This window comes from uncultured Ruminococcus sp. (genome assembly GCA_902785355.1).
In the GTDB taxonomy this organism is placed as follows: Bacteria; Bacillota; Clostridia; order Oscillospirales; family Acutalibacteraceae; genus Ruminococcoides.
In genome coordinates this window covers 1-24,688 of record CACZYF010000035.1, presented here as the reverse complement: position 1 = coordinate 24,688, position 24,688 = coordinate 1, and the positions used below count along the sequence as shown (strand labels likewise).

General features: G+C 53.2%; 20 protein-coding genes. 8 read left to right on the top strand and 12 right to left on the bottom strand.

Going from position 1 to position 24,688, the window contains the following annotated elements:
- Window positions 1-9 precede the first annotated feature (9 nt).
- Window positions 10-651, bottom strand: coding sequence for a hypothetical protein (locus R2I50_RS08265; protein WP_316608678.1), 642 nt, complete (start codon window positions 649-651; stop codon window positions 10-12).
- Between the two features lie 391 nt (window positions 652-1,042).
- Here R2I50_RS08265 and R2I50_RS08260 point away from each other — a divergent pair, with 391 nt between their 5' ends.
- Window positions 1,043-3,001: a dockerin type I repeat-containing protein gene (locus R2I50_RS08260; protein ID WP_316608677.1), complete on the top strand. Its 1,959-nt coding sequence runs from the start codon at window positions 1,043-1,045 to the stop codon at window positions 2,999-3,001.
- Window positions 3,002-3,306: 305 nt separating this feature from the next.
- Here R2I50_RS08260 and R2I50_RS08255 read toward each other — a convergent pair whose 3' ends face one another.
- The 6 genes from R2I50_RS08255 to R2I50_RS08225 all read right to left on the bottom strand — a co-directional run bounded on the left by R2I50_RS08255 (window position 3,307) and on the right by R2I50_RS08225 (window position 14,241).
- Window positions 3,307-5,463, bottom strand: a complete 2,157-nt coding sequence (locus tag R2I50_RS08255) for a 3'-5' exonuclease (RefSeq protein WP_316608676.1) — start codon at window positions 5,461-5,463, stop codon at window positions 3,307-3,309.
- Window positions 5,464-6,166: 703 nt separating this feature from the next.
- Entirely contained in the window at window positions 6,167-8,122 is a 1,956-nt protein-coding gene (locus R2I50_RS08250; protein ID WP_316608675.1) for a carbohydrate-binding domain-containing protein, read from the bottom strand.
- Window positions 8,123-8,352: 230 nt separating this feature from the next.
- The gene (locus tag R2I50_RS10125; RefSeq protein WP_399552867.1) at window positions 8,353-9,294 is read right to left on the bottom strand and encodes an MBL fold metallo-hydrolase; all 942 of its coding nucleotides are present in this window, start codon (window positions 9,292-9,294) and stop codon (window positions 8,353-8,355) included.
- Window positions 9,295-9,366: 72 nt separating this feature from the next.
- Complete coding sequence (locus tag R2I50_RS08235; protein WP_316608674.1) at window positions 9,367-10,296, bottom strand: phosphatase PAP2 family protein; 930 nt, start codon at window positions 10,294-10,296, stop codon at window positions 9,367-9,369.
- 109 nt (window positions 10,297-10,405) lie between these two features.
- On the bottom strand, window positions 10,406-11,647 hold the full coding sequence (locus R2I50_RS08230; protein ID WP_316608673.1) for a GGDEF domain-containing protein: 1,242 nt from the start codon (window positions 11,645-11,647) through the stop codon (window positions 10,406-10,408).
- A 5-nt stretch (window positions 11,648-11,652) separates the two neighbouring features.
- The gene (locus R2I50_RS08225) at window positions 11,653-14,241 is read right to left on the bottom strand and encodes an EAL domain-containing protein (RefSeq protein ID WP_316608672.1); all 2,589 of its coding nucleotides are present in this window, start codon (window positions 14,239-14,241) and stop codon (window positions 11,653-11,655) included.
- 214 nt (window positions 14,242-14,455) lie between these two features.
- Between R2I50_RS08225 and R2I50_RS08220 the strand changes: the two genes are divergently transcribed.
- From R2I50_RS08220 to R2I50_RS08205, 4 genes are all read left to right on the top strand, one after another.
- The gene (locus R2I50_RS08220) at window positions 14,456-15,067 is read left to right on the top strand and encodes an EndoU domain-containing protein (RefSeq protein ID WP_316608671.1); all 612 of its coding nucleotides are present in this window, start codon (window positions 14,456-14,458) and stop codon (window positions 15,065-15,067) included.
- A 2-nt stretch (window positions 15,068-15,069) separates the two neighbouring features.
- Window positions 15,070-15,441 carry a hypothetical protein gene (locus tag R2I50_RS08215; protein ID WP_316608670.1) on the top strand — a complete coding sequence of 124 codons (372 nt, stop codon included), beginning with the start codon at window positions 15,070-15,072 and terminating at the stop codon, window positions 15,439-15,441.
- Between the two features lie 297 nt (window positions 15,442-15,738).
- On the top strand, window positions 15,739-16,341 hold the full coding sequence (locus R2I50_RS08210; RefSeq protein ID WP_316608669.1) for a hypothetical protein: 603 nt from the start codon (window positions 15,739-15,741) through the stop codon (window positions 16,339-16,341).
- A 220-nt stretch (window positions 16,342-16,561) separates the two neighbouring features.
- A complete protein-coding gene (locus R2I50_RS08205) occupies window positions 16,562-17,503 on the top strand; it encodes a type II CAAX endopeptidase family protein (protein WP_316608668.1) in 942 nt (313 codons plus the stop codon).
- A 67-nt stretch (window positions 17,504-17,570) separates the two neighbouring features.
- Here R2I50_RS08205 and R2I50_RS08200 read toward each other — a convergent pair whose 3' ends face one another.
- Genes R2I50_RS08200 through hypB (R2I50_RS08185) form a run of 4 tightly spaced genes read right to left on the bottom strand, consistent with a single transcriptional unit; the run spans window position 17,571 to window position 22,148 of the window.
- Window positions 17,571-17,939: a hydrogenase maturation nickel metallochaperone HypA gene (locus R2I50_RS08200; protein ID WP_316608667.1), complete on the bottom strand. Its 369-nt coding sequence runs from the start codon at window positions 17,937-17,939 to the stop codon at window positions 17,571-17,573.
- Window positions 17,939-20,803, bottom strand: a complete 2,865-nt coding sequence (locus R2I50_RS08195; RefSeq protein WP_316608666.1) for an FAD-dependent oxidoreductase — start codon at window positions 20,801-20,803, stop codon at window positions 17,939-17,941. The genes R2I50_RS08200 and R2I50_RS08195 overlap by 1 nt, the downstream gene beginning before the upstream one ends.
- Before the next feature lie 3 nt (window positions 20,804-20,806).
- Entirely contained in the window at window positions 20,807-21,469 is a 663-nt protein-coding gene (gene hypB / locus R2I50_RS08190) for a hydrogenase nickel incorporation protein HypB (RefSeq protein WP_316608665.1), read from the bottom strand.
- Between the two features lie 16 nt (window positions 21,470-21,485).
- Window positions 21,486-22,148, bottom strand: coding sequence for a hydrogenase nickel incorporation protein HypB (hypB, locus tag R2I50_RS08185; protein WP_316608664.1), 663 nt, complete (start codon window positions 22,146-22,148; stop codon window positions 21,486-21,488).
- A 181-nt stretch (window positions 22,149-22,329) separates the two neighbouring features.
- Here hypB (R2I50_RS08185) and R2I50_RS08180 point away from each other — a divergent pair, with 181 nt between their 5' ends.
- Window positions 22,330-22,752, top strand: a complete 423-nt coding sequence (locus R2I50_RS08180) for a hypothetical protein (protein WP_316608663.1) — start codon at window positions 22,330-22,332, stop codon at window positions 22,750-22,752.
- A gap of 10 nt (window positions 22,753-22,762) precedes the next feature.
- On the top strand, window positions 22,763-23,083 hold the full coding sequence (locus R2I50_RS08175; RefSeq protein ID WP_316608662.1) for a hypothetical protein: 321 nt from the start codon (window positions 22,763-22,765) through the stop codon (window positions 23,081-23,083).
- Window positions 23,084-23,121: 38 nt separating this feature from the next.
- Here R2I50_RS08175 and R2I50_RS08170 read toward each other — a convergent pair whose 3' ends face one another.
- Window positions 23,122-23,667, bottom strand: a complete 546-nt coding sequence (locus R2I50_RS08170; protein ID WP_316608661.1) for a cyclophilin-like fold protein — start codon at window positions 23,665-23,667, stop codon at window positions 23,122-23,124.
- Between the two features lie 287 nt (window positions 23,668-23,954).
- Here R2I50_RS08170 and R2I50_RS08165 point away from each other — a divergent pair.
- A partial coding sequence (locus tag R2I50_RS08165) for a hypothetical protein (protein ID WP_316608660.1) occupies window positions 23,955-24,688 on the top strand: 734 nt, incomplete at its 3' end.

Below are 24,688 nucleotides of genomic sequence, written 5' to 3'. Positions count from 1 at the left end.
AGTATAGGTTTACTTTACGGCGACTTCACCCTTCTTGTAGATCTCGGTGAACGCCTGCTCGGGGTTGGAGAGAATATAATCGAAGGTCTCCTGATTCTCAAGCGTAATCTGATAATTCTCGAGCATCCTCCGCACCTTGGGGATCGCCGGCAGGGCGATACACCGCTCGGGCGACTCGATAAAGACGATCATCACGCTCACGCGCTGATAACGGTTACCGGTCAGCACGATCTTCTGCAGATGATTATAGTAATACAGCACGCCGTTCACACGCATCCCGTAACGGTTGAAGCTCACAGATAATTCTTTATCGGAAAAATCCCATTCTTCCGCCGCGTCGGGTATCTCGTCATGCTTCCGCGTATCGAATCCGTAGCGTTTGAGCTCCGCTTGTATCGCTCTCTTGCGCACGATCGGCACCATGAGCAGCAGACCCGCGGTCAGCAGCGCCATCACGCCGAGACACACCAGACCGAGAGCCACCAGCCGCGCCTGCATCAGCGCGCCGAAAACGAGAAGCAGTATCAGCGACACCACGACATACAGCGGTGTGAAGATATAGTTCACCTTAAAGTTCAGCGGGAGCATCTGCGCCTTGTCGATCGCGATCATCTCGCGCAGTCGTCCGCCCTTCGCGTTATTTTGTTTCATCCGATCACCTACCGTCTTGAATAGGTTGATTATAGCACTTCCTACGTTCTTTAGCAACTCTCTTTTCAGCGTTTTATCGCGCCGACGTGACCGGCGACGGAAAGGTCACCACCGCCGACGCGGGCAGGATCAACGCCGCCGGAGGCAAGACCTCGTTGTGGACGTAAAATCCGCTTGAATACGATCTCTGATCCGCATACCTCAGTCCTCGAATGTTCTGTTTGGGGACTGTTTTTTTCAACAAAAAGCATGCCACTACCTATTGCTTTTTTGGCTGCTTGTGCTATAATTAATCAGGATACATTCCGTAGCTTAAACCAAAACGGCATTTTGTTCGTTAAGTAAGCAAAGGGAACAAAAACCTCAAAGCATATTCCAAGGAGGAATCATTATGAAAACAACCTGTAAGCTTATCTCTCTCATCACGGCTCTCGTGATGCTGCTGACCGCGACAGCGATTCCCGCCGGAGCCGCTGTACAAAACGCGCCGACCGGAACCGACGACTGCATCTATTTTGACTCCACCGGCTGGGGCAGCGACTGCCTTATCAACTTTTATATCTGTAAAGACGGAGAGGAAATACTACCCTGGGGCTCAAGAAAGATAAGAGGCACCGACGAAAACAACGACGGCATATGGGAATACCGTCCCGGTGATAAAGGAATCACCTTTGAAAACGGTCATCAGTATTTTATCATCTTCTATGATCAGAACAACACCAACCATGAAACAACCATGTTGGAGATCGACAGCTCGTGTCTGGGCGATACCGCTTACGTCACCGGCAAAAGCTACCATCCCTCGATTGATCCCGAAAGAACACATGACGAAGCAAAATGGAAAAACAGCTCCTGCAAGCCGATGCTCGACATCGATGCCTTCGGCGAAGTTTACGGCGAAACCTCTCCGTCATACTATTCGGTCTTCAATAGGCTGACAGATTTTTTGACACGCAACTATCAATGGGCAGTTTCCAGAGCGAACAAGAGCAACCAAAAGCTGCTGGACGATATCGGAAGCGGACTGGGAATGACCAAAAATGACGTAGAACGCGCCATCGAAGAGACCGACACCATGACCGAGTGGCGCTTTGAGGATTCGCCCCTGCCCGTAGACAGCAGCGCTTCGCCCAATTATGTCATCGGTATCGCCGAGGGTAAAGACATCAAGCCCGCCGTACCGGACGACATGATCTACTTCGACGCGAATTCTGCCGGATGGAAAGGCGTAAAGGCGGTCAAGTTCTACATCTATCTGGTCGATCATGAAAAAAATAAGCAGCTGATGAACGCCGCCTCCCTCAACGGCGACGACAAAAACGGCGACAATATCTGGGAATACGCGCTGTCAGATCACGGTTACGATCCGGACTGGAATGCGGAATTCGACGTTGTTCTCGAGAATCCGGCCACCGGCGAACGCACCCTCGACCTTTATTTCCACTCTTCGGAATTTCATGGCACCGTATATTATACCGGAAATCGCACGTTCTTTACAAAGGAAGGCGCCTATAACCGTCTTGTGTCAAAGTGGAAGGAGAAAGACAGATATGACAACGACAATTATATAGGTATTACAGATGATTATATTGACGAATCGGGCTATGCGATAGACGGTGCCTATGGGTTGACCCCGGAAGACGATTTGTTGATCCGGTATCTTGCCTCTTCCGATGGACTTGCCGCTATGATCAAAGTAACCGGTCTGAGCGCTCAGACACTGATCGACCGTCTCGGACTCGACCGACGAGGATGGAATCATATGAGTAGGGAAGATATGAAGGAGCTGCTGGAAAAAGCGGCTCAGGTAGGTAACGACTGGAGATCGCAGTGGGATTACGAGTCTTCCGCTCTTCCTGAGGGCTGGGGATCCTCCGGCGGCTCCTCCGGCTCCGGCGCCGGTTCTTCCGTCGAAAAACCCGACAGCGACATCCATGTCAGTCTGAAGGCGCTGGATGTTCCGGGACAGGAAGAGCTCCCGAACACCCGCTACAAAACCATCAAGGGCACCCGCGGCGAATACAAGTTCTACAATGTTTTGCCCGGTACCTACAAACTGACGATCAAAAAGAGATTCAACGCCACGCGTGAATATATCATCACCGTCGGTAATTCGCCTAAGCCGGAGCACAGGCAGAACGCCGAGATCCGTGCCTTCGGCGACACCAACGGCGACGGAAAGCTCTCCACTGTTGACTTCGGTATCGCGAATTCCGCCGCTAGAGGCAAAATAGTCCTCGAGGGCTATGATCTCTCCGTTTCCGACGTGACCGGCGACGGCAAGGTCACCACCGCCGACGCGGGCAAGATCAACTCCGCCGCCAGAGGCAAGAGCTCCCTGTGGGTTTAACACCGATATGAAACAGATCTCTCCGTGGATTTTCCGCGGAGAGATTTTGTCAAAGAAAAATCAAAATATCCCATAATGTCATTAAGGCAATACCGCACACCTAAAATGCGGTATTGCCTTAGTTTTTTGACAGACAATGGTTGATCCGTGTCCGGCTTATACTAATCCTTAAGATGTTTTCGGCGTTTCGGGCTGTTTTTTCGTTTCAAATCATCGTTGTTCCGAGCCGGTGGTTTTCGGTCACGTCACTTGTGGGCATGAAACGATCGCTGTTCCTTTTACTTTGTTTTTTGAGCAGTGTAGCTTTATGGTATCAATTCCAATTTCACTTTAAATGAGATCATGCGGGGCGTGTCGATCGTGTCGAATTTAATCAGATGAGCGCCCTTGTCGGTATCGACGTCCGTGACCGTACCCTCGCCGAAAACGGAATGGCGCACCCGCTGTCCGATCGGCAGGATGATGCTGTTGAGGTTCTCGGGCATATACTTCACGGTCGCGTCGATATAATCCCGCGCCTCCTTGACCAGCGAATCCTTCGGCTCGTTGACGTATTCAAGCAGCCCGCGGTCGATATCGAGGATGAAGCGCGAGGGGAACTTCGGCGAGCCGTCGAGGTTGCGGCCTTCCGCCTCGCTGAGATACAGTCGCTTTTCGGCTCTGGTCATCGCGACAAAGGCGAGCCTGCGCTCCTCCTCCATCCGCTCCAGCGTATTGGTTTTCTTCGATGGGAAGATACCCTCATTCATCGCGCAGAGGAACACGTGCGGAAACTCCAGACCCTTTGCCGCGTGGACGGTCATCAGCTTGACCTTGTCGCCCTTTACCTCCGTATCGGTGTTGGTGTACAGTGCGATATGTGTGAGGTAATGCTCAAGAGTACTCTCCTCGCCGCAATTCCGCTCATAATCATACACGCTCTGCTTCAGCTCCGCGAGGTTGTCGAGGCGTTCCTGACTGCCCTCGGTACGGAGCGCTTCTTCGTAGCCGCTCTTATCGAGTACGTCGGAGAGAATCTCCGAGATCGGACGGTCGGCATAATTCGCCGAAAAACGCTCGATCAAGTTGATGAACTGCTGTGCTTTGGTGCGCTTGAAAATATCGTCCTCAACCGTAAATCTCAGGGCTTCATACAGTGAGCAGTTGCGCTCCGCGGCGAATTCCTCGAGGAACTTCATGCGTCTTTCGCCGAGGTTGCGCTTGGGTATGTTCGCGATCCTTCGGAACGACAGATCATCCTTGTATGCTATCATTCGCAGATACGAAAGCGCGTTCTTGATCTCCGTGCGCTCATAGAACTGCGCGCCGCTGTAAATGGTGTATGGGATCTTCGCCTTTCTCAATACATCCTCAACTGTGCGTGTGATGTAGTGGGCGCGGTAGAGGACGGTCACGTCACGGAACGGTGTGCCGCTGTCGTTCAGCGCAAGTATCTGCGACGCGATCCACTTCGCCTCATCCTCGGAGGTATCGGCGTGATAGCACAAAACAGATTCGCCGTCGGGAAGCATGGGGATCAGTTCCTTCTTCACGCGGTTTTTGTTTTTGCCGATCAGCGAATTGACCGCCGCGATGATCTGCGGCGTGGAGCGGTAGTTCTCGGTCATCATAATGGTCTTGACGTTCGGGAAGTTCTTATCAAAATTCAGCAGATACTTCACGTCCGCGCCGCGCCAAGTGTAGATGGTCTGGTCGGGATCGCCGACGATAAACAGGTTGTTGTGATAGCCGCAGAGGTTCTCCATCAGTTCGTATTGCAGAAAATCGATATCCTGAAACTCGTCGATCATGATGTACTCGAGCCGCTGTTGCCATTTGAGCTTGATCTCATTGTTCTGTGAGAAGATATACAGCACAAACTTGATCAGATCGTTATAGTCAAGCCCGAAACACTTTTTCTCCTGATACAAGTAACCGTAGAAGATAATATCCTTAACGGTGGTTGCCAGCATATATTTGTCATGGAGCGTGTCGAGCGACATTTCGATCATGTCGAGGTAGTAGTCGGGGTGCTTGAACAGCTTTTGTATCTCGATCATATCGCGCGCGTCGCGAAAGGTCATATCGCGCAGGGTCAGCCCGCGCTCGGCGTAGATCACGCGGAGCATATCGTCGATATCGGAATTGTCGAGAACCAGAAAGCTCTTCGGATACTGCACGGCAAAGCTGTCCTCCTGCAGGATACTCACGCAGAAGCTGTGGAAGGTGCAGATATAGCCGGTATCGTTATCGCCCGTCAGCAGATGGATACGCTGACGCATTTCATCAGCGGCTTTATTGGTGAAGGTCACGCACAGGATGTTGCCGGGAAGGATGCCGACCTCGTTGACGAGGAAGGCGAATCGATGGGTCAAGGCGCGCGTCTTGCCCGAGCCCGCTCCCGCGATCACGCGGATCATTCCTTCTGTCGATGTAACCGCGTCGCGCTGTGTTTGATTGAGATTACCGAATAAGTCGTTCATAGCTTCTCCTCCGTATATTACTATTCTAGCGAATTCTGAGTAATAGTCAATATGTTCGTCAGATTGTTATATTAATCCCTGATAGAAAGCTGACTCGGATTCTCGAGGATGATTTTTGTACGACGAGGCGGAAGTCGCAGGCAGGCAATCACCCAAAAACAAGCGCGCTTCACTCTGAACGCAAAAATCGCATTGACAGCCTAAATCAGCATATCAATGCGATTTGTTCCTTTACGTAAACGACCGAAGCAACAGTTTTTGATATAGGGGTTATTTCGATAAACGCATTTGAATCTATTGAAGCCGCTTATCGATGAATGAGAGAAAACCTGTTGTAACGGTCGGAATGAGAAAAAATCTTTGATCCGCATGGTGCGATAAGGCAGACAGGCTGGCGCCTGTCACTTCCGGGGTCCCTACAACGCCTCGCGTTGTGGGGAGAGGAGGAGTCGCGGCACGAGGTCAAGGCATACCAACCGGAGTAGCCTTCAGAGTACAGCGAACAACGACGACAACAAAGCTATACGAAATATAGCGCAATAGATGATAAAGGTTTTTATTAAGGATTAGTATTATTTACAAATTGATTCTAAACCCGCCGAGTGAAGCGAGTATGACCGTTATGTGAAAGGCAAATGAAAACAGGGAGCGGAGGACATAAGTCCTGCCGCTCCCTGTTCATCAAGGAGTATGAAAAAGAAAACTATCTGCGGTTATTGTTCATATTCGGCTGTGTGCCGTTCATGCTCTGATTACCGTTTTGGGTGGTGCTTTGCTGATTATTCATGTTCTGATTACCATTCTGGTTGAAACTCTGCTGCCCGTTTATTTGACCGGGCATCTGTCCGTTCATGCCGCCCATCTGTCCGGGCATCATGTCCGCGCCGGATATGCCGCTCCTGTTGTTCAGATTGAACTGATCGGAGATGTAGTACTGACCGTCATAGTCGATTCCTGCCTCCCCGCCGCCTGCGGCGCTGTTGACCTGAGCGCTGCCGCCGATGAGATTGACGTTGCCGTTGGAGTCGATACCGTCGCCGCTAGAGTTGATGACGACCTTACCGCCGAGCATATTGAAGGAGTAGTCGAGCTCGCCTTCGTATATGCCGTCGCCGTTCGCCGCGTTGATCGCGTCATCAGAGGAGACGATGGAGATATCTCCGCCGAGTACGTTCACGACCGTACCTTCCATACCCTCGCCCGACTTGGTGACCTTGACGGTGGGGCCGGTACCGTCCTCACTGCCGATGGTCAGGATATGATCGGCGTGGATCGCGTCGTCGCCTGCGCTGATGTTAAAGGTGCCGCTGAGCAGGGTCACGTCGTAGTTGCCGTTGATGCCGTCGTTGGTCGCGGTGATGTTGACGGTCACGTCGTCGAAGATCAGAGAGGAATCGTCCCCTGCTTTGATACCGTTCTTCGCGTTGCCGTTGATGGTGAGGGTACCGTCGCCGGTGACATAGACCTGAGAATTTGCCTTTGCTTTCAGCGCCGCGCCGTCATACGCGTCGGCTACATCCGCGTCGGTGGAATACTCGTCGTCGGGATTCTCGTTATCGGTCAGGACAACGTCGCCGCTGATGATGACCTTGACCTCGGCTTCCTTGTTGATGGATACTGTCGCGCCGGTGGTGCTGGTGAGATCGAGATCGTCCAGTACGAGAACGACGCCTGTGGTGCCCTTCTTGACGGTGATATTGCCGTCGGAGCTGGTACCGCTGACGACATAGGTGCCGGAGGAAGTGATCTTGATATCGCTGTTATCGTCGGATACGGTGATGTAGGTCGCGTTATCGTAATCAGCTTCAAGATCAGCCGCGCTGTTGGTCATGGTGCCGCTGACGACTTCTGACGCGGAGCCGGAAGAGCTTGCGTTCTGCTGACCGTTCGGCATGTTGCCGTTCATCTGCGGCTGTTGACCGCTTGGCATATTACCGTTCATCTGCGGCTGTTGACCGCTCGGCATATTACCATTCATCTGCGGCTGTTGACCGCTCGGCATATTACCGTTCATCTGCTGACTGGATTGATTCATATTGAAGCTCTCGGGGAGCGGCTCGAAGAATTCGCCGCCGTTCATGGTGAAGATCGCTTTAGGATCAACATTGTTTGTCGCGTCGGTGCTGAAATGACCGTCGTTCACGGTAAGCTCGCCCGGCTGATAACCGGTTGCCGTGATCGCGTTATCCTCTGCGGTGATCGCGTAGCTGCCGCCGTCAAAGGTGAGGTCGGCGTTCTCGGCAGCAATACCGTCCGTCGAATCACTGATGACATAAAGCGCGCCGTCGCCCTCAAAGGCAGTGTCGATCGTGCTGTAGATGGTCGCGCTGTACAGATTGCCCGCGTTGCCGCTGATACGGTTGATCGAGCCTTCGGGCAGGTTGATGGTGAGGGAGTCCCCGCTCTCGGCGATGATGCCGGGCTGATCGCCACCGTAGATATCCGCGCCGTCGAGGATCAGCTCTACGTCGCCCTCACCGGGATCGACATAGACCGTGCCCTGCAGTGTGCCGGTAAGCGTGTAAGATCCCGCTTCGGTGATCTCAAGTCGTCCGTCGATTTCATCAAGCGTGACGTTTTGGTCTATGGCGAATGCCGTAACGGTACACATCGTAAGGATTAACATAGCGGATAAGATGATAGCAAATAGTTTTTTCATTTGAGTTACCTCCGTTCTGTATTTTTGTTGTTGAAACTTTTTTGCTTCACTCATCTATACGAAGGTTTTGAGGTTCAAAATGGGGTCGAACCGAAAAAAACATCTGCGGCTTAAACGCTAATACTAATCCTTGATAAAACACACAAGGAAGCAGATCTGATTCCTCATGAAAAGGGCGGTTCAAAACGATCCGCCCTTTCCTATTATGAACTGATATTATGATTATCGGCTTATGCCTTATTGAACTTTTCCTTAGGCTGCCTGCACCTGGGGCAGCGCCAGTCGTCGGGCAGGTCCTCAAAGGCAACACCGTCATGCTCGGCGGGATCGTACACATAACCGCAGACGGAGCAGATGTAAATGCCTGTCGCCTCCTGCTCGGTGAAGTCGATCTCGGCAAAGACCGTCTCAACAGGATGGTCGAGATCCATCACGCGCTTCGCTTCCAGATTCTCATAGCCCTGGGGCGTATGCGTACCGCAGTAGACGGTCGGGTGATTGCGGACGAACTCACGCACTCTGCCGAGGGTGGTTTTCGCTTCTTGCAGATCATCAAAAACGACGGACACTTTATTCTCATAGAGCGCCTCGTCCACATAGGTGATGTCGCCGTGGAGCATATAGAAAAGGTCTCCGTCCTCGACGATCACGAGGCTGTTGCCCTTGGTATGGCCCTTTGCCTTGATGAAATAGATACCGTCGATGATCTTCTGACTCTCCGGAAAATTGTAATACGCGCCGTCAGTGAAGGTAACAGGCACAATGTTATCGATACCCTGTAATTCGACCGCGTCAAGCTCCTCGGCGTTGACATAGATCTTCGCGTTCGGGAAGGACTTCAACTCGCCTGAATGGTCGCTGTGCCTGTGGGTCAGTAGGATCTTCGTCACCTGCTCGGGCTCATAGCCGAGGTTGCGGAACGCCTCCATATAACTGCAAATATCCTTGCCGGTATAGGCGGCGACTTCCTTGTCGGGTTTCTCCTCGGGAGTGCCCGCGGGAAGTCCCGTATCGACTAAGATGACCTCGTCGCCTGTGTCGATCAGGTAGTTTTGCAGGCTGCCGCGATAACGGATATCCATGCTGTACTTCTCGGGACCTTCTTCCGCGCCGAACGCAAACAGCTGGGAATAGAATCCGTCTTTTCTGAATTTTACTGCTTTAATCTCCATATCATGGTTCTCCTTTATGAATCAGTTCACTTTCATATCAGTCAGCGCCTTTTTTCTGCGATCACCGGAGGATCAGCCCTTACGCTTAAATACGCGGTCGCCGAGCCGGAAGATCAGCGGATACACGCCGATGGTGAAGAAAATAACCACACAGTAGCGCGCTGCGCGTACCGCGTAAGAAGCCATGGTAGCAGAGTCGAGAAACTCCTTGCCGAACGGGAGCTTCAACAGCGTATTCAGTCCGAAGTAAACGGCGACGCCCAGTACCGGACGCAAAATACACCGTAGGATATTGCGCGTATTCTCAAATTTGACAAACCTCTCTTCAAATTCCACCGCGATGATGAAGCCGACCAGAATACCGAAGGCGGTGTAGTAGTCGGCGCTTCTGCAGTAGAACCAGCCCGGAAGAGCGATCAGTACCAGCAGTCCGTAGAAGAGCCGGCGGTTTTTGATCGCGCGCTGCAGCGCGGGAACAAGGAAAGCGACGATCAAGCCCAGCGCCCAGCCGCAGATGACATCCGTCGGATAATGCACGCCGACGCAGAAGCGCGAGATACCGATCAGCAGCGGCGCGATAACGCCGATAATCATCAGGATCCTGTTCTTCTTATAAAGTCCGAGAGAAGTATAAAGGGTCACGCCGTTTGTTGAGTGTCCGCTGGGGAAGGAATAACCCTGAGCCGAGATATCATAAATATCGGCGCCCTTTTCCACGGGCTTGAGGCATTTGATCCCCGCGTGATCAAAATACGGTCTGCGCCTTACGAAGATATTCTTAATCATGGGGTTGAGGGTGATGCCCACCAGCACGTTCAGTCCGACATATTTGCCGAACTCCTTCTCCCAACACCAATACAGAAAGCCCAGTACCGCAACGCACACCAGCTGTTCTCCCATTTCGCTGAAAGCGGAAGCGATCGCCGTACCGACAGGACCCAGCCACGACTGGATCCACTGCATCAGCGCGACTTCCCATTCGAAATAAAACGTATTACCCATTATTCTATCCCTTTCTGATTATTACAGTAGTCTATTATTTCTTTCGGTTGCTGAAGATAACGACCCGGATTCGGTATGATTCACCGATCGACGGCAGATACCGTCCCGCTCAGGAGCGGATTCTGCCGGGGCTGACTCCCGCGCATTTCTTAAGCTTACGCTTGCGCTTATACATCTGCTGATCGGCACGCTCAAAAACCGCGAGATAGCGCGTATCGGAGCCGCGCTGATACGCGGACATCCCCGAGGACACCACGACCTTATCGGAGCCATTATTGCTGTCCATCTGCGCTTCAAAGGCAGCGAGCTGCTTACGGCGGCTCTGATAGGGCTCACCCTGTACGATCACGACGAATTCATCGCCGCCGATGCGGTAAACGGGACAGCTGTCAAAGAACTCACAGATCAGCATCGATGCATTATAGATATAGACGTCCCCGGTATCATGCCCCAGGGTATCGTTGATGGTCTTCAGATTATTGACGTCGAACACGATCACCGCGAATTCTTCGGATTTGCCGTCGCGGATCAGGGCGTCGAGCGCGTTGACATTCTCCATATACGCCTGCTTGCTGCCGACGCCGGTCATCGGATCGGTATAGATCTTGCGCCTTGCGTCGCCGAGCTCGAGGCTCTGCTGCTTGGTGCGATCCAGCATTTCTTTCAGGCTCTTGCGATACTCGTCCTTCTCCTCCTCTACAACGAAGGAATGGAGCATACAGCTGCTGAGCAGGTAGCCGATGGAATACAGCGGCAGCATCGGATAATAGAGCTGCATAACGATCAGCGCCGCCATCAGGATACCGAACATACCGACAGAACGTCGAAGCCGCCCGGTCGCGCTCTTACTCGACGACTTCATCACAAAGGTATAGACCGACGTGACGAGGAACAGCACGACCTGCATCGCCAGCGTCGCATAGCGCGCGCCGCCGGCGTGATAGACGCCGTTTACGTCATAATAAAACTGGATGGGGACAAAAAAATTGATGATAAGGATCACGATCTCACAGGAGAAGAACACGATCCCCGCCGCAAAGAGGATACGTCTGAACACACTGTGTCCGTCGCCCTCCATATAGGCGGCGACATACCGCGTCCACAGCAGAAAGCCCGCCATCATGGTGGTGAAGTAGAGGACAGTCACCGCGTAAAGCGGCACAATCGCCCCGAGGTCATTCAAAAAGCCCCACAGTACATCCGTCACGCAGAAGAACAGCATACCGAGGATATACTCGCGGTATTCCTTGTAGGCGGGGACGTCGGTATAGTCGCTGTAATGCCACAGCATATCACGGTTGATGATCAGATGAACCATAATCGCAATGATCCCGATGATAGAATATGACATTAGACTTACCCCCGCTCGTTTTCTTGTGCCTCAGCTTCGGTCAATTCTATCTTTTCTCTCAGACCGAGGATGATATGATCCCGGTCGTGCTTGATACGCACCGCCTTGAGATTGACGGGCTTCATCTTGCCAAATACCTTCGCCTTGAAGAAAAGGACGAACGATCCCATCTCTTCTATCGAGCGCATGATGTTCTCTTTGGTCAATGCTGCGAGAAGAGGCTCGATATCCTCGGGCGCGACCCTCTCGCGCGCCGTGCTGCGGATAGATTCGAAGAAGTCGTCGCCGAAGCGCTCCGCCTCCGGCTCGTCGAGCTCATCGCTGCCCCTATATTCTACAAACCGTCCCGTGCGGACATTGGCGTAGTACACGGTGAGATAATCGGAGGTCAGCGCTCTGGCGAGATGGGTAAAGGAAACAGGTCTGTTATCGGAAGGGGTGATCGCAAGCACCGCGACCGCGATCGCGCTGGCGCCGGTAACAGGGTTGACGGCGATATTCTTCAAAAAGATCTGACTCACGGTGCCGTCGGAGTGCCGCTCCTCCAGGAGCATCTTGCTGCCCTTGTTCACACACTCGCGTATTGCGTTCAAGAAGGTTCGGCTTGTAACGCCGTCGCCCTTTTCGAAGTTCAAAGCAAGACCGATCGGGAGCCTGCCGTGCTGCCTGACCATCAGTGAACGATAGGTGGAGTTACAGCGCACCAGCACAAGCGATTCTTCGGTCGACTCGAAGATCGCCATCGGGATCGTGTTGAAATAATGCTCGAACACCTCCTCGTCGTCGTTGGAGAGGATGGCGAGGTCATATAGATTGATCTTACCGATCGCGGCGTAGTAGTCGGATTCTTCGGGATTTTCAAAGCCGATCTGAGTACCGGTGCGGTAGCGGTCGAGGATGGCGTCCATCGGGATCGGGCGGCAGAAATAGAAGCCCTGCATCATCGTACAGCCGACCTCCTGTAGGAACGCCACCTGTTCCTCGGTCTCAACGCCCTCGCAGATCGTATCCACCCCCAGCGAGATCGCCATGCGGATCAGTTCGGTCAAAAGGATCCGGCTCTTATCGCCGTCGGCGAACTGCTTCATAAAAAACATATCAAATTTGATCAGGTCAAAATGGATGCTGTGCAGCGTATCGAGCGCAGAATAGCCGTTGCCGAAATCGTCCATCCAAACGTGGAAGCCAAGCTCTCGGAAACGGATGATCTGTGACTTCATATAGTCAAAGTCCTTGCCGATCGTGCTCTCCGTCACCTCGATATTGATGAGACTGCGGCTGACGCCGGCGGCGTCAACGCGACGGCGGACCTCCTCGACAATATCACAGGCGTCAAAATCCGAGCGCGACAGGTTGATAGAGGTCGGCACCACATACAGCCCCTCCCGCTCCTGTATCTTGATCTTCTCAAGAACCTGCTCCAGAACACAGAGATCCAGCTTGTAGATCAGCTTAGCTTCCTCCAGCACGGGGATAAACTCGCTCGGAGGGATCATTCCCCGGACGGGATCGTTCCAGCGCGCCAGCGCTTCTTCATCACTGACGCGGCGGTTCGCGGTGCGGATGATGGGCTGGTAGTGAACCTGGATCCACCCTTCCTTGATCGCGCGATTCAGATTATCGATATAGTAATGGCGCTTTTGTGACTGAGCCAACATGGATTTTTCATAATACCGGAAGTCGGAGATACGAGTGTTTATCAGGAGATCGCAGGCGTATTTGGCGCGGTCACACTCGGAGCTGACGCCGAGGATGCCGTAGATCTCGGGATAGATGCCGACGCGCACGGGCAGCGAGGGACCCGCTTTATCCTTTTTAAATACGGTAAAAACTTGCTCGAGTCTTTCTTCCAATCCGTTTGTCGGGGTGAATACGCAGAAATGATCGGAACTGAAGCGGCTGCAGTTTTCATGTCCGAACTGTCTCTCGAGGATCAGTGCAAACCGCCTCAGAAGATTATCTCCTTCTGCAAAGCCGAATTGGCTGTTATAGTGCTTCATACCGCTCAGGTTGATGTACACGACCGCCATACTGCCGTTACCGCCCCTGTGATCGCGCCGCCACTGGTTGACGAGATCAATAAAATAGGACATCGTGGGCAGACCGGTCAGCACATCATAGCTGCTGTTCTCCGACTCGCTCTTATCCCGGATCGCGCGGCGGATGTCGAAGCCTTCCGCAAGCAGCTTATTGTGACTCTGATCGGAATACAGACCCTCATCCATATACCAGACGTACGCAAGCCGTGTGCCGTCCTCGGTATAAACGTGCTCACCGATCGCATGCAGGATCCGGTAGTCGCCGTCCTTAACGGAACGCGAACGGTAAACGACGTTATATCCGCCTCCGTTTACGGCAAATCTCACCGCCGCGTCGGAAATGCGCGACTTGTCGTCGGGATGGGTATCCTCGTACATATTGTTATCCATCGCATAGATCGTTTTTTCTCTGCTCTCATAGCCCAGCAGCTCGACAAAACCGTCGGAAACCAGAATCGTCACGACCCGCTTGTTCAAAAACTGATAGACTGCGAGAGGAACGCGCAGCTTCTCCAGAGCCGTTCGTTCGGCGTCACTGAATACATACCTTTTCATCATTTGCACTCCGAGTTTTTATTTCGGGTATTTGCTCTTATTTTATAATACAAAACCGAGATTCGCATGTCAACAAAAAACAGCGATTCTTTTGATAAATAAGAGAAATTTTTCTTCATTTCGACAAACAGATAAGCGAATCTGTCATCCCCTTATTTACAATCGGATTCGGATGTGTTAGGATAGAGGTATCTTATCCGTCAGGGGTGATTTTTTGAATAATTTGAAAAGGCTGATCGCGGCAGTCTTCATCGTGATGCTGTTGGCGATCACTGCGGGCTGTAATACACAGATAACGGAGATCATGGAGAATCCGGAAAAGACCGCCGTTTCCTCCTCACAGGACGCCGAGAGGCTCCAACCGACGCAAGCCGCCGAAAAGACCGCCGAGGCGTCGTACACGATGGCGGATATCAAAAAGCTGAAAAACACCGAGCGCTTCGCCAAAAAAACGCTGGAGCATATCTTTGACGGTACGATCAACAGCAAGGGTAAAGCGACGGGTTATCACTGCACATTGGTGAAGGACAGCAAGGGAAGGATCATTGAAGGAACACGGTCGGATGAAGATGAAAACGGTGTGTTCACGGGAAAGGTCGAGGTCAGCGGAATCAAGAAAAACGGATTCAGCTCCTTTTACCCCGAGAGCTGGACGCCCCAGCAGATCGTAGACGCGATCAACACCGCCTATGACGACGCGATCAACAATCCAAGTAACCCGAAGGGCTCGTTATGGATCGGCTACTGCGGCGATATAGAAATCGATATGTACCTCGACTCAAGCAAAAGAATCACCACCGCGTTCCCGATTTATGAAGGAGACTGATTATGAATTACGAGATCAAAATAACCGAGCACAAGCGTCCTGTCCCGTATGTAGTTTTCGAGGATGAAAGCTACAGCCTGCTGGGTGAATTTCTGCTTGCGGAAAGAAGCTTTAGACGAGAGATCTTATCCGCAACGAACGACGTGGATTTAGGAATGTCCGAATCGGAGCGCTTTACGGGAAACGCCTTTACGCTCGAGATCAACAAAGATACCTGCAAAATCACTAACGACAACGACGATCGCGAGCTTGAAATCGGCACCGGGGATTTTAAGACCGTTCTGCTCGACTATATCTACGCGCTGCGTGAAATCAAGGTAAAAGAAAAGATGGCGTTGCTCAAGCATAATCATAAGCACGAGCATCATCATTAAAAATTCCTCTAAGCCTGAGAACCGATCCTCCCCGGATCGGTTCTCGCTTTTTTTATACTAATACTAGTCCTTAATAAAAACCTGTTTTTTGAAAAAATTTTAAGAATTATATAATTCCCTCGTTTTTTGTCATACTGTTGTCATAGTGGGTGTGTTATGCTATAGCCACAGTCAAGGGAACAAGCTTAAAGCCTGACCCAAGCCGCCGAACAGAAGGACTGCTGAATATAAAGAATCTTCGGCGGAAAGCAAAAACAGTCATTTAATAAAAATCAAAATTTTCAGGAGGGAAAAAAAATGACTAACACAAACACTTTCACCAACACAATCACAGGCTTCATCGTAACGAGAAAACTCAAGGCTTACAAGAAAAGGATCCTCATGGGCGTGACCGTCGCAGCGCTGGTCGCCGTGACCGCGGCAGGCGCGCTGATTGCCAACACCATGAACACACCGAATCCCAACGATCCCGCACCTACACCCGCAATCTCCGCCAAGGCGGACACCAAGGCGCTCTCCGACGGCAAAACCATCGTTACAGATCAGAAGGGCGACATCGACAACAAGCTCGATCCGTACTACCGTCTCGACACCGTTAACGGTGAGAGCGTTTACACCGATATCAAGAATGTCGCTCCCAAGAACAACGGCAACTCCTACCGCTTCTTCGTTCCCGGCAAAACCACCGACGGCTTCCGCTGGCACGGCAGCGTCGACAACGACAACGTTATGATCCGCTGCGACTTCAATAAGACCAAGAACCAGTACAACTTCGAGTTCTGCGGTCTGAAGCCCGGCACCTCTCACGTTGAGCTGAAATATGATATCGCCAACGGTGTAGAGTCCGCCGCTGCCTTCAACCTCACCATCGACAAAAACCTCAACGTTTTCGTCGTTTGAGCTGACATCGAACCATTCGGGCACGGCCGAGAGGTCGTGCCCTGTCCGTTGCGGCGTTTATGTTCTACCGAACCCCGGTTATCATATCGATCCGGTTTTGTAGATTCTCCGTAACCTTATACTAATCCTTGATAAACGGCGGGATTTTTTGTATGATAGCCGTATAGCTCCGGTTGTAATGCAAATCCATATGAAAAAGATAAATCAGGAGATGATAAAAATGCAGTCAAACGTACCCGCATACCTTACCTACCCCAAGCAGTTCACACCGTACAAGTGGTACAAGCCGCTGCTGGTCGGGCTTCTGACGATTGTATTCTGTTTATTATTCAGTTTCGGTGTTACCCTGATCGGCACAGTTATCGGCGCAAGGCAGGGCTATGACGTCCTCAAGATGATCAACGGCGGATATAACACGATGGACGTCTACACGATTCACGGCGCGATCATCTCGCTCGGCAGCGTCGCTGTCTTTCTGCCTGCGCTGCTGATCGGCAACCGTATCGTCAACAGTCGCAGCTTTTCATCCTACTCATCCTCCCGCGGCGGCTTCGACTTCGGCGTGTTCTTCAAAACGCTTGCCGGCGCGCTGGTATGCATCGGGATTCCGCTGACCGTCCAGACGCTGCTCACCGAAAAGGCGACCGGCAACATCCGCTTTACCGTGATCGGAATCATCCTATGCGTCATCCTTGTTCCGCTGCAGTGCTTTGCCGAGGAATACATCTTCCGCGGACTGATCATGCAGGCGTTCGGCTCGTGGATCAGGATCCCGGTCATACCGATCATTCTGCAGACGATCCTCTTCGCCGCCGGGCACCCGTACAACCTCGTCGGCGTGATCTCCATTTCAGTGACGGGTATCGCCCTGGGTATCTGTACGGTCGTCACCAACGGACTTGAAGCGAGCTGCGCGGCGCACACGGTCAACAACCTCGCGGCGTTCCTGTTCGCGGGCTTCGGCTTCGGCGCTATCCGATCGCAGGTCGATGTTTTCTCTATGGTTATGACCGTCTGCTGCATGGGTCTGTACATCGGCTTCCTCGTCTTTGCGAAGAAGAAGCTCGGCTGGTTCGATAAGGTCAAGAAGGACGACGCGGCGCAGTTCAACGCGAAGATCTCCCGTCGCGCACAGCCTGTCCCCGTTCCCGCAGACAAATAAGAAATATGCAGATAAATCGAAACGGCAGTTCCGCGCGGAACTGCCGTTTTCTTAATAATATGAAGCTTTATGTCTCGCCGTCTTCATCGCCGAAGACCGCCGCGATATTCTTGATAATCACCTGATCGCCCGTGAGAAGATAGGTCTCGCGGCTCCCGCAGTAAGGGCACTTCTTCCCGTGCTCGGTGGTTCTGTAGGTCTCGCCGCAGCCTTCACAGTACGTCCGTCCCTCGATGATGATCATCTCGAGCTCCGCTTCCTGTGCGAAGCGGGTCTTTTTCTTCGCCCAGTCAAAGGCGTCTGTGAACAGATCGGGCACGATGGTGCTGACCTCGCCTACCTCCATGGTGACCTTGAGGATCTTCTGCGCCTTATACTCCGCGGCGACCTCATCGACCTGATCGAGCACCTTGACTACGATACCGAGCTCATGCATTATTTAGATTCCTTCTGCGCTTTTTTCCACGCCTTGCGTTTCTCGCGCATGATCTTCGCGTCCTCGGAGCCGGAGTTCATGATGATCTTGCCGATACGGGCTGTCTGATACTTCAAAAGCCCGGTCACCTTATCCTCGGCGATACGCATATCGGAGCACTTCGGGTTGTCGCGGATCAGATGGATCGCGTCGAACTGGCATTTGGTAGTACACAGACCGCAGCCGATACACTTGTTGGGATCAACGTAGGACGCGCCGCAGGACAGGCAGCGGGAGGTCTCGATCCTGACCTGCTCGGCGGTCAGCGTCTTGTGCAGATCCTTGAAGGAGATACGATGATCCTCGCTGTTGTCCATTCCCGCCTCCTGACGACCGGCATGATCGTAATCAGGCACGGAGATGTCGTTGACGTCAAGCGGCGTATAGGCGCGCTTGTTCCTGCCGATGGTCATATGCGCCTTCGGACGGACAAAGCGATGCAGGCTCTCAGCCGCCTCGTGACCCGCAGCGATCGCGTCGATCACGAATTTCGGTCCGGTGTAGACGTCGCCGCCGACAAAAATATCCTCCTCAGCGGTCTGGTAGGTGAATTTATCCGCGACGGGATAGTTGCCGTGCCAGAACTCTACCTTGGTACCATCGAGCAGCCTGCCCCACTCGATGCTCTGACCGATCGCGAACACGATCTTGTCAGCTTTCACCTGTACGGTGTCGTTCTCATCGTATTCGGGAGCGAATTTACCCTCGGCGTTATAGACGGAGGTGCAGCGCTTGAAGATGATGCCGGTAGCCTTGCCGCTTTCGTCGGTGAGGACCTCCTTCGGACCCCAGCCGTTCTCGACAGCGATATCCTCCTCGAGGGTCTCGGCGATCTCCTCCTTCGACGCGGGCATGATATCGCGCGATTCGAGCGCGAACATCTTCACGCTTGTGGCGCCCAGACGATGGGCGTTTCTCGCGCAGTCAACTGCTACGTTACCGCCGCCGACAACCACGACGTCGCCGGTAAAGCTTGCGCGGTGCTCGTAGCTGTCTCTGAGATACGATACGGCGATATCCGTACCCTCGGCGGTATCGTTCTTCACGCCGGGGCGTTTGCCGCCCTGGCAGCCGATGGCGATATAGAACGCCTTGTAGCCCTCTTTACGGAGCTGATCGATGGTGATATCCTCACCGACGTTCACGCCGCACTTTATTTCTACGCCGAGCTTGCGGAGCACGTCGATCTCGGCTTCGATAACATCCTTCTCCAGCTTATAGCCGGGGATACCGTAGGTGAGCATACCGCCGGGGACGGCGTTCTTCTCAAATACCGTCGGGGTATAGCCCATCTCGGCGAGATAATACGCCGCGCTCAGACCGGCGGGACCGCCGCCGATGATAGCGATCTTCTCATCCCACTTGCCGTAGACGGACTGCACGAGCTTCTCGGGAACGTAGCGTTCCTTATCGGCAAGCTCGAGATCGGCGACAAACTTCTTGACCGCGTCGATGGATACGGGCGCGTCGATCGTGCCTCTGGTGCAGGCGTCCTCACAGCGCTTGTTACAGACTCTGCCGCAGACGGACGGGAAGGGGTTCTCGGTCTTGATCATCGCGAGTGCCTCGCGGTACTTACCCTCTTTCGCGAGGGCGAGATATGCCTGGATCGGCACATGAGCGGGACACGCAGCCTTACACGGCGCGCTGCCCTTGTCAAAAGTATTGGAGGCGACCTGTGTATCGCGGTAGTTCTCATCCCATGCGTACTCGCCCCAGCGAACCTTATCGGGTAGGATAGAGTGGCGGTACTTCACCTCGGAGCCGTCCTTTTTGCACAGCTTCTGTCCAAGCTTGACAGCGCCGGCGGGACAGATCTCAACGCACTTGCCGCAGGCGACGCACTTGTTCCTGTCGACCTTTGAGGTATAGGCGCTGCGGGAGAGATAGGGCGTATTGAACAGCATACTGGTACGCAGAGCGTTACAGATACGCACGTTGCAGTTACAGATATCGAAGATCTTATTCTCACCGTCGATGTTGGTGATCTGATGGACATAGCCGTTCTTCTCGGCAAGCTCAAAGATCTCCAGCGCGCGTTCCTTAGTAATATAATGTGCGCGGTTGGTCTCGACGGCATAATCCGCCATATCGCCGAGCTGGACGCACCAGTCGTTCACGTCGTCGGTACAGCCGTCGCCGAGCACGGCGCGTGAAGCGCGGCAGGAGCAGATGCCCGCGGCGATATGCCCCTCGTATTTATCGAGCCAGTAAGAGATACGCTCGAGCGTGATCGCCTCCTGCTGGGCGTCGATTGCCTTCTCGACCGGGATAACATGCATGCCGATACCCATGCCGCCGGGCGCGACCATCTGGGTGATACCCGCGAGCGGGATGAAGGTCATCCGCTCAAAAAACGAGGTGACTGCCGGATTCTTCTCGATCCTGTCGACGGAGGAGTTGAACAGCTCCGCGCTGCCCGGGACGAAGAACGACAGCTTATAGCGCTTGATCTTCGGGGCGTTCGGGATCGGATGATCGTCCTTGAGGTTATGGGTGTAGTTGTCGCCGTAGTCATACTCGATGATGCCGATGACCGACATCTGCTCGTAGACCTCCTCCACGTGCTTGGGATCGACGCCCTTGTGGAGCTTGATAAGGTCGTCCAGCGTATAGTGCTTGCGCACCTTCATCTTATTGAGCATGTCGACCATCTCGGGGGTGAGCATCTCTCGAAGCCCCCAGTATTCGGGATCGTTCGCGGTCACGCCGCCGAGCTTGTGCTTCACAACGTCGGTGATCTTCTTACCGAGCTTCGAGTAGCTCTTTTGAAAATCCTTTTCGTTCTGGTATTTGCTGATAATGAATTCATTTTGTTTCGGCATAATCTAAACCCCTGTCACTTTATTGATAAACCAGTTTTCCAGTGCTTCCATATTCTCGCCGGTCTTAGCGGAGACGGGGATCACCTCGACCGCGCCGTTCCGTTTACCGACGTAGCTTTTACATTCTTCGATATCAAAATCAAAATACGGCAGCGCGTCGATCTTGCTGATGATGACCAGGTCGCTGTTCTCAAACACCAACGGGTATTTGAGCGGTTTATCCGTCCCCTCGGGAACGGACAGGATGACGACGTTACAGGTCGCGCCGGTGTCGTACTCAGCCGGACAGACAAGGTTGCCGACATTCTCGAGGAAAATGAGATCGAGTCCTTCGCCGAGCTCCCGAAGCCCCTGTTCGGTCATGCCGGCGTCGAGATGGCACATCCCGTCCGTGTGGAGCTGGACGGAGCGGCAGCCTGTCTCACGCGCCACGGTCACGGCGTCTACGTCCGAGTCGATATCCGCCTCCATCACGCCGACGCGGTACTTCTCAGCAAGCCGACGGATCAGCGATACGAGGAGCGTCGTTTTTCCGCTGCCGGGCGAGGACATCACGTTAACAAGACACACGCCCTTCTCTCGCAGGCGTTCACGCAGCGCGTCAGCCGCGCGGTCGTTATCCTCGAAAACGCTCTTTGATAATAAAATCGTTCTGACCTCTTGCATCGCACACCTCGCAGATTTACTCTTTCGCTGCACTGATCTTTTGAAGCAGATAATCCGCAAGCTCCGCGACGCCCTCGCCGCTCTTCGCGCACACAAAGAACACATCCGCGTCCTCGTTGCGTTTACGGATGTTCTGCACCGCTCTCTCACGATCAAAATCAAAGATCGGCGCTACATCCAGCTTCGTGATCGCTACAGCGGAAGCCACCTCGAACATCAGCGGATATTTCAGCGGCTTATCGTCCCCCTCCGGCACGCTCAAAAGCACCAGATTCATGTCGGCGCCGGTATCGAACTCAGCCGGGCAGACGAGGTTGCCGATGTTCTCGAGAAACACGACGTCGAGTCCGTCTATGCCGAGCGCCTCGAGCGCTTCGAGGCTCATCTGGCAGGTGATGTGACAGGCGCCGCCGGTATGCATCTGAATCGTGCGCGCTCCGGTCGCTCCTTCGATCGTGACCGCGTCCTTGTCGGAGTCGATATCCGCTTCGATCACCCCGACGCGCAGGCTGTCGCCAAGTGCGGGGATCAGCTTCGTGAGCAGGGTGGTCTTCCCGCCGCCGGGCGACGACATCACGTTTACGTAGTATATTTTCTTTTCTCGCGTAAGGGCTCTTACTTCCCTCGCGCGCTCGTTGTTACGGGAAATAATATCCTCTTTAATCAGTACGGTTTTCATGCATCAATTGTAACAAAGGGACTGTAAAAAGTCAAGCAAACAAGCACAGCTGCGCGAAGAAGATTATTTCCCGATTTACGCATATTTATTTCCCGATTATCAGTGCTTTGGGATATTGACAAAAGCCGTCTTTTCCTGTACGATAATATAGTAATATATATAGTATTTCGGAGGTGCTTTTATGGCGTGTTTTCTCGTAGCAGCAACTGAAGCGGTGATCACCACCGTCGCGACAAAGATCATTGAGAAGAAGGAAAAGGAACAGCAGGAGCTGAAGGTAAGCTTCGACGGCGTAAAGACCGAAGCAGCGCAGAAGATCCCCTTCTCCCGCAAGCTCAAATGGCTCAACCGTATGCTCTGGGGCGGCAGCGCGCTGCTGATGTTCGAGCATATCTGGCACGGAGAGATCGTTCCGTTCTTCCCGTTCCTGACTGCCGCGTCCGATCCCGCAGACGCCGCACAGATGATGCATGAGATGGCGACGGTCGGCGTCTCGATGGCGGCTCTCGTCACAGCCGTATGGCTGGGCGTCGTCGGCGTTACCGCGCTGATCGAAAAGAGAGCTGAGAAAGAGGCCGATACCCTCGCCGCGTCCGAAGGCTGAGGTCAATTGTATGACACTGTTGACTTCCGTTTTCGCCGCGATCATTTGCACGATCATCTGGTACAAAAACGCGCCGAAGAACGAGATGATGATCGGCGTTCTCTGCTGGATGTTCTGGGGCGCTTCGCTGATGTGGCTGATCGACGCGATCTTCGAATACGCCGAGCTGGGAGCCGCGTATTTTACACCCGCTCCCGCAGATATGCTCAACGACCTGTTCCTCGGGCTGTCCGTCGTAGCGCTCGGTCTGATCATCTGGTTGGTGATCCTACTCGTCAAAGACCCGAGAGGCGTTGTAAAAGCGGCGCTCTTCAAAAAGAATAGCAAATAACAGAAAAGCTGTCTTGAATCATCAAGGCAGCTTTCGCATTATATAAGCGTGACGGTCACGTCTCCGTTTGACAGAAGCTCGGTCAGCTCCTGTTGGGTTTTATCGGAAACATGTCCCAGGCGGGTATATGCCCATGAGTTTGAGCCGTAGAACACGACCAATTGATCGCCCGCATACAGGACGATATCGCCGGCGGAGGTCGTCGTCTGAACGTCGTTTCGCGGCAGCGTCATGTTGAGGGAGCCGACCTGCTCGAAGCCGCCGTACATTGACATCTGTACGGTAAGCGGCTCCGTCTTGACTGCTTCTTTCAGCGCTTCAACGGTCTCGTTGTCCTCCCACTCGACCGTAACAGGGGTATCCCCTATCGTCATTTCCAGCTCCGTATCCCGCTCCTCCCGGGTATGATCTTCGGCGCTCGGCCGAGCGACTGTTTCCGTCTCCGGCGCAGATTGTTCGGTCGCCTCTACAGCCGTCGGGGGCTGATCGGTCGGTAAGGTCGCTTTCGGTTCACCCTGACCGTTCCCGCAGGCTGAGAGGATCATCATCAATCCGATCAATGATAATAAAATAGTTTTCTTCATACCAAGTCTCCTTCTATAACGTTATTATACAACTGCAACAAAAAATAACAGGGTCGATTTCATTTGCCGAAATATTTTCAAAAAAATTGAAAAAGTTTAAAAATCCCCCGATTTTTGTCATACTGTTGTCATAGTGGGTATGTTATGCTATAGCCACAGTCAAGGGAACGAGCTTAAAGCCCGACCCAAGCCGCCGATCAGAAAGACTGCTGAATATTAAGAAACAACGGCGGAACAAAACAGTCATTTAACAAAAAAATAAAAACAAAAATCAGGAGGGAATCAAAATGACTAACAAGAACATGCATACCGAGAAGAACATCAACACAGCCAACACCGCAGTAAAGGATAAGGCAACGAAGAAGGGCATCTTCATCGGCGCGGTCGCCGTCGCTATGGTCGGCGTGATCGCCGCGGGCGCGATGGTATTCGGCGCGATGAACGCTCCGAAGCTCAGCAAGACCGCCGCTCCCACCACCGCGATCTCCGTCAAGAATGACGCCCCGGCGCTGACAGCGAACAAGAAAACCGCCGATCTCATCAAGGCGACCACCGCCCCGACCGAGAATGTCACAGCGAAAAAGGCGACCGATACGACAGCGGCTGAGAAGAAAGCCGCCGAGGTAAAGGCAGCGCAGAAGAAGATCGAAGCGCAGAAGGCAGCGCAGAAGAAGGCGGCTGAGAAGAAGCTCGCCGAGAAGAAAGCGGCTGAGAAGAAAGCCGCCGCTCAAAAGGCTGCCGCTCAAAAGGCCGCCGCTCAAAAGGCTGCCGCTCAGAAAGCTGCCGCTCCTACAGAGGCACCCACTCAGGCTCCTACTCAGGCTCCTACCGTCGCGCCGACCGAAGCTTCCGTAAAGGCCCTGTTCAAGACTTCTTCCACCACCGATGACACCATCAAGATCGTCAACGGCGAGCGCGTTTACATCGACACCAAGTCCCCTGTTCCGACCAACAGCGGCAACCCCTACGCATACACCGCTCACGGCAAGACCTCGAAGGGCGGCTTCGGCTGGGACTACAA

Coding starts and splice junctions, on each gene's coding strand:
- R2I50_RS08260 (WP_316608677.1), top strand. CDS start 1,043: ATGAAAACAACCTGTAAGCTTATCTCTCTCATCACGGCTCTCGTGATG.
- R2I50_RS08250 (WP_316608675.1), bottom strand. CDS start 8,122: ATGAAAAAACTATTTGCTATCATCTTATCCGCTATGTTAATCCTTACG.
- R2I50_RS08230 (WP_316608673.1), bottom strand. CDS start 11,647: ATGTCATATTCTATCATCGGGATCATTGCGATTATGGTTCATCTGATC.
- R2I50_RS08215 (WP_316608670.1), top strand. CDS start 15,070: ATGAATTACGAGATCAAAATAACCGAGCACAAGCGTCCTGTCCCGTAT.
- R2I50_RS08200 (WP_316608667.1), bottom strand. CDS start 17,939: ATGCATGAGCTCGGTATCGTAGTCAAGGTGCTCGATCAGGTCGATGAG.
- hypB (WP_316608665.1), bottom strand. CDS start 21,469: ATGCAAGAGGTCAGAACGATTTTATTATCAAAGAGCGTTTTCGAGGAT.
- R2I50_RS10125 (WP_399552867.1), bottom strand. CDS start 9,294: ATGGAGATTAAAGCAGTAAAATTCAGAAAAGACGGATTCTATTCCCAG.
- R2I50_RS08210 (WP_316608669.1), top strand. CDS start 15,739: ATGACTAACACAAACACTTTCACCAACACAATCACAGGCTTCATCGTA.
- R2I50_RS08255 (WP_316608676.1), bottom strand. CDS start 5,463: ATGAACGACTTATTCGGTAATCTCAATCAAACACAGCGCGACGCGGTT.
- R2I50_RS08195 (WP_316608666.1), bottom strand. CDS start 20,803: ATGCCGAAACAAAATGAATTCATTATCAGCAAATACCAGAACGAAAAG.
- R2I50_RS08265 (WP_316608678.1), bottom strand. CDS start 651: ATGAAACAAAATAACGCGAAGGGCGGACGACTGCGCGAGATGATCGCG.
- hypB (WP_316608664.1), bottom strand. CDS start 22,148: ATGAAAACCGTACTGATTAAAGAGGATATTATTTCCCGTAACAACGAG.
- R2I50_RS08170 (WP_316608661.1), bottom strand. CDS start 23,667: ATGAAGAAAACTATTTTATTATCATTGATCGGATTGATGATGATCCTC.
- R2I50_RS08225 (WP_316608672.1), bottom strand. CDS start 14,241: ATGAAAAGGTATGTATTCAGTGACGCCGAACGAACGGCTCTGGAGAAG.
- R2I50_RS08180 (WP_316608663.1), top strand. CDS start 22,330: ATGGCGTGTTTTCTCGTAGCAGCAACTGAAGCGGTGATCACCACCGTC.
- R2I50_RS08175 (WP_316608662.1), top strand. CDS start 22,763: ATGACACTGTTGACTTCCGTTTTCGCCGCGATCATTTGCACGATCATC.
- R2I50_RS08205 (WP_316608668.1), top strand. CDS start 16,562: ATGCAGTCAAACGTACCCGCATACCTTACCTACCCCAAGCAGTTCACA.
- R2I50_RS08235 (WP_316608674.1), bottom strand. CDS start 10,296: ATGGGTAATACGTTTTATTTCGAATGGGAAGTCGCGCTGATGCAGTGG.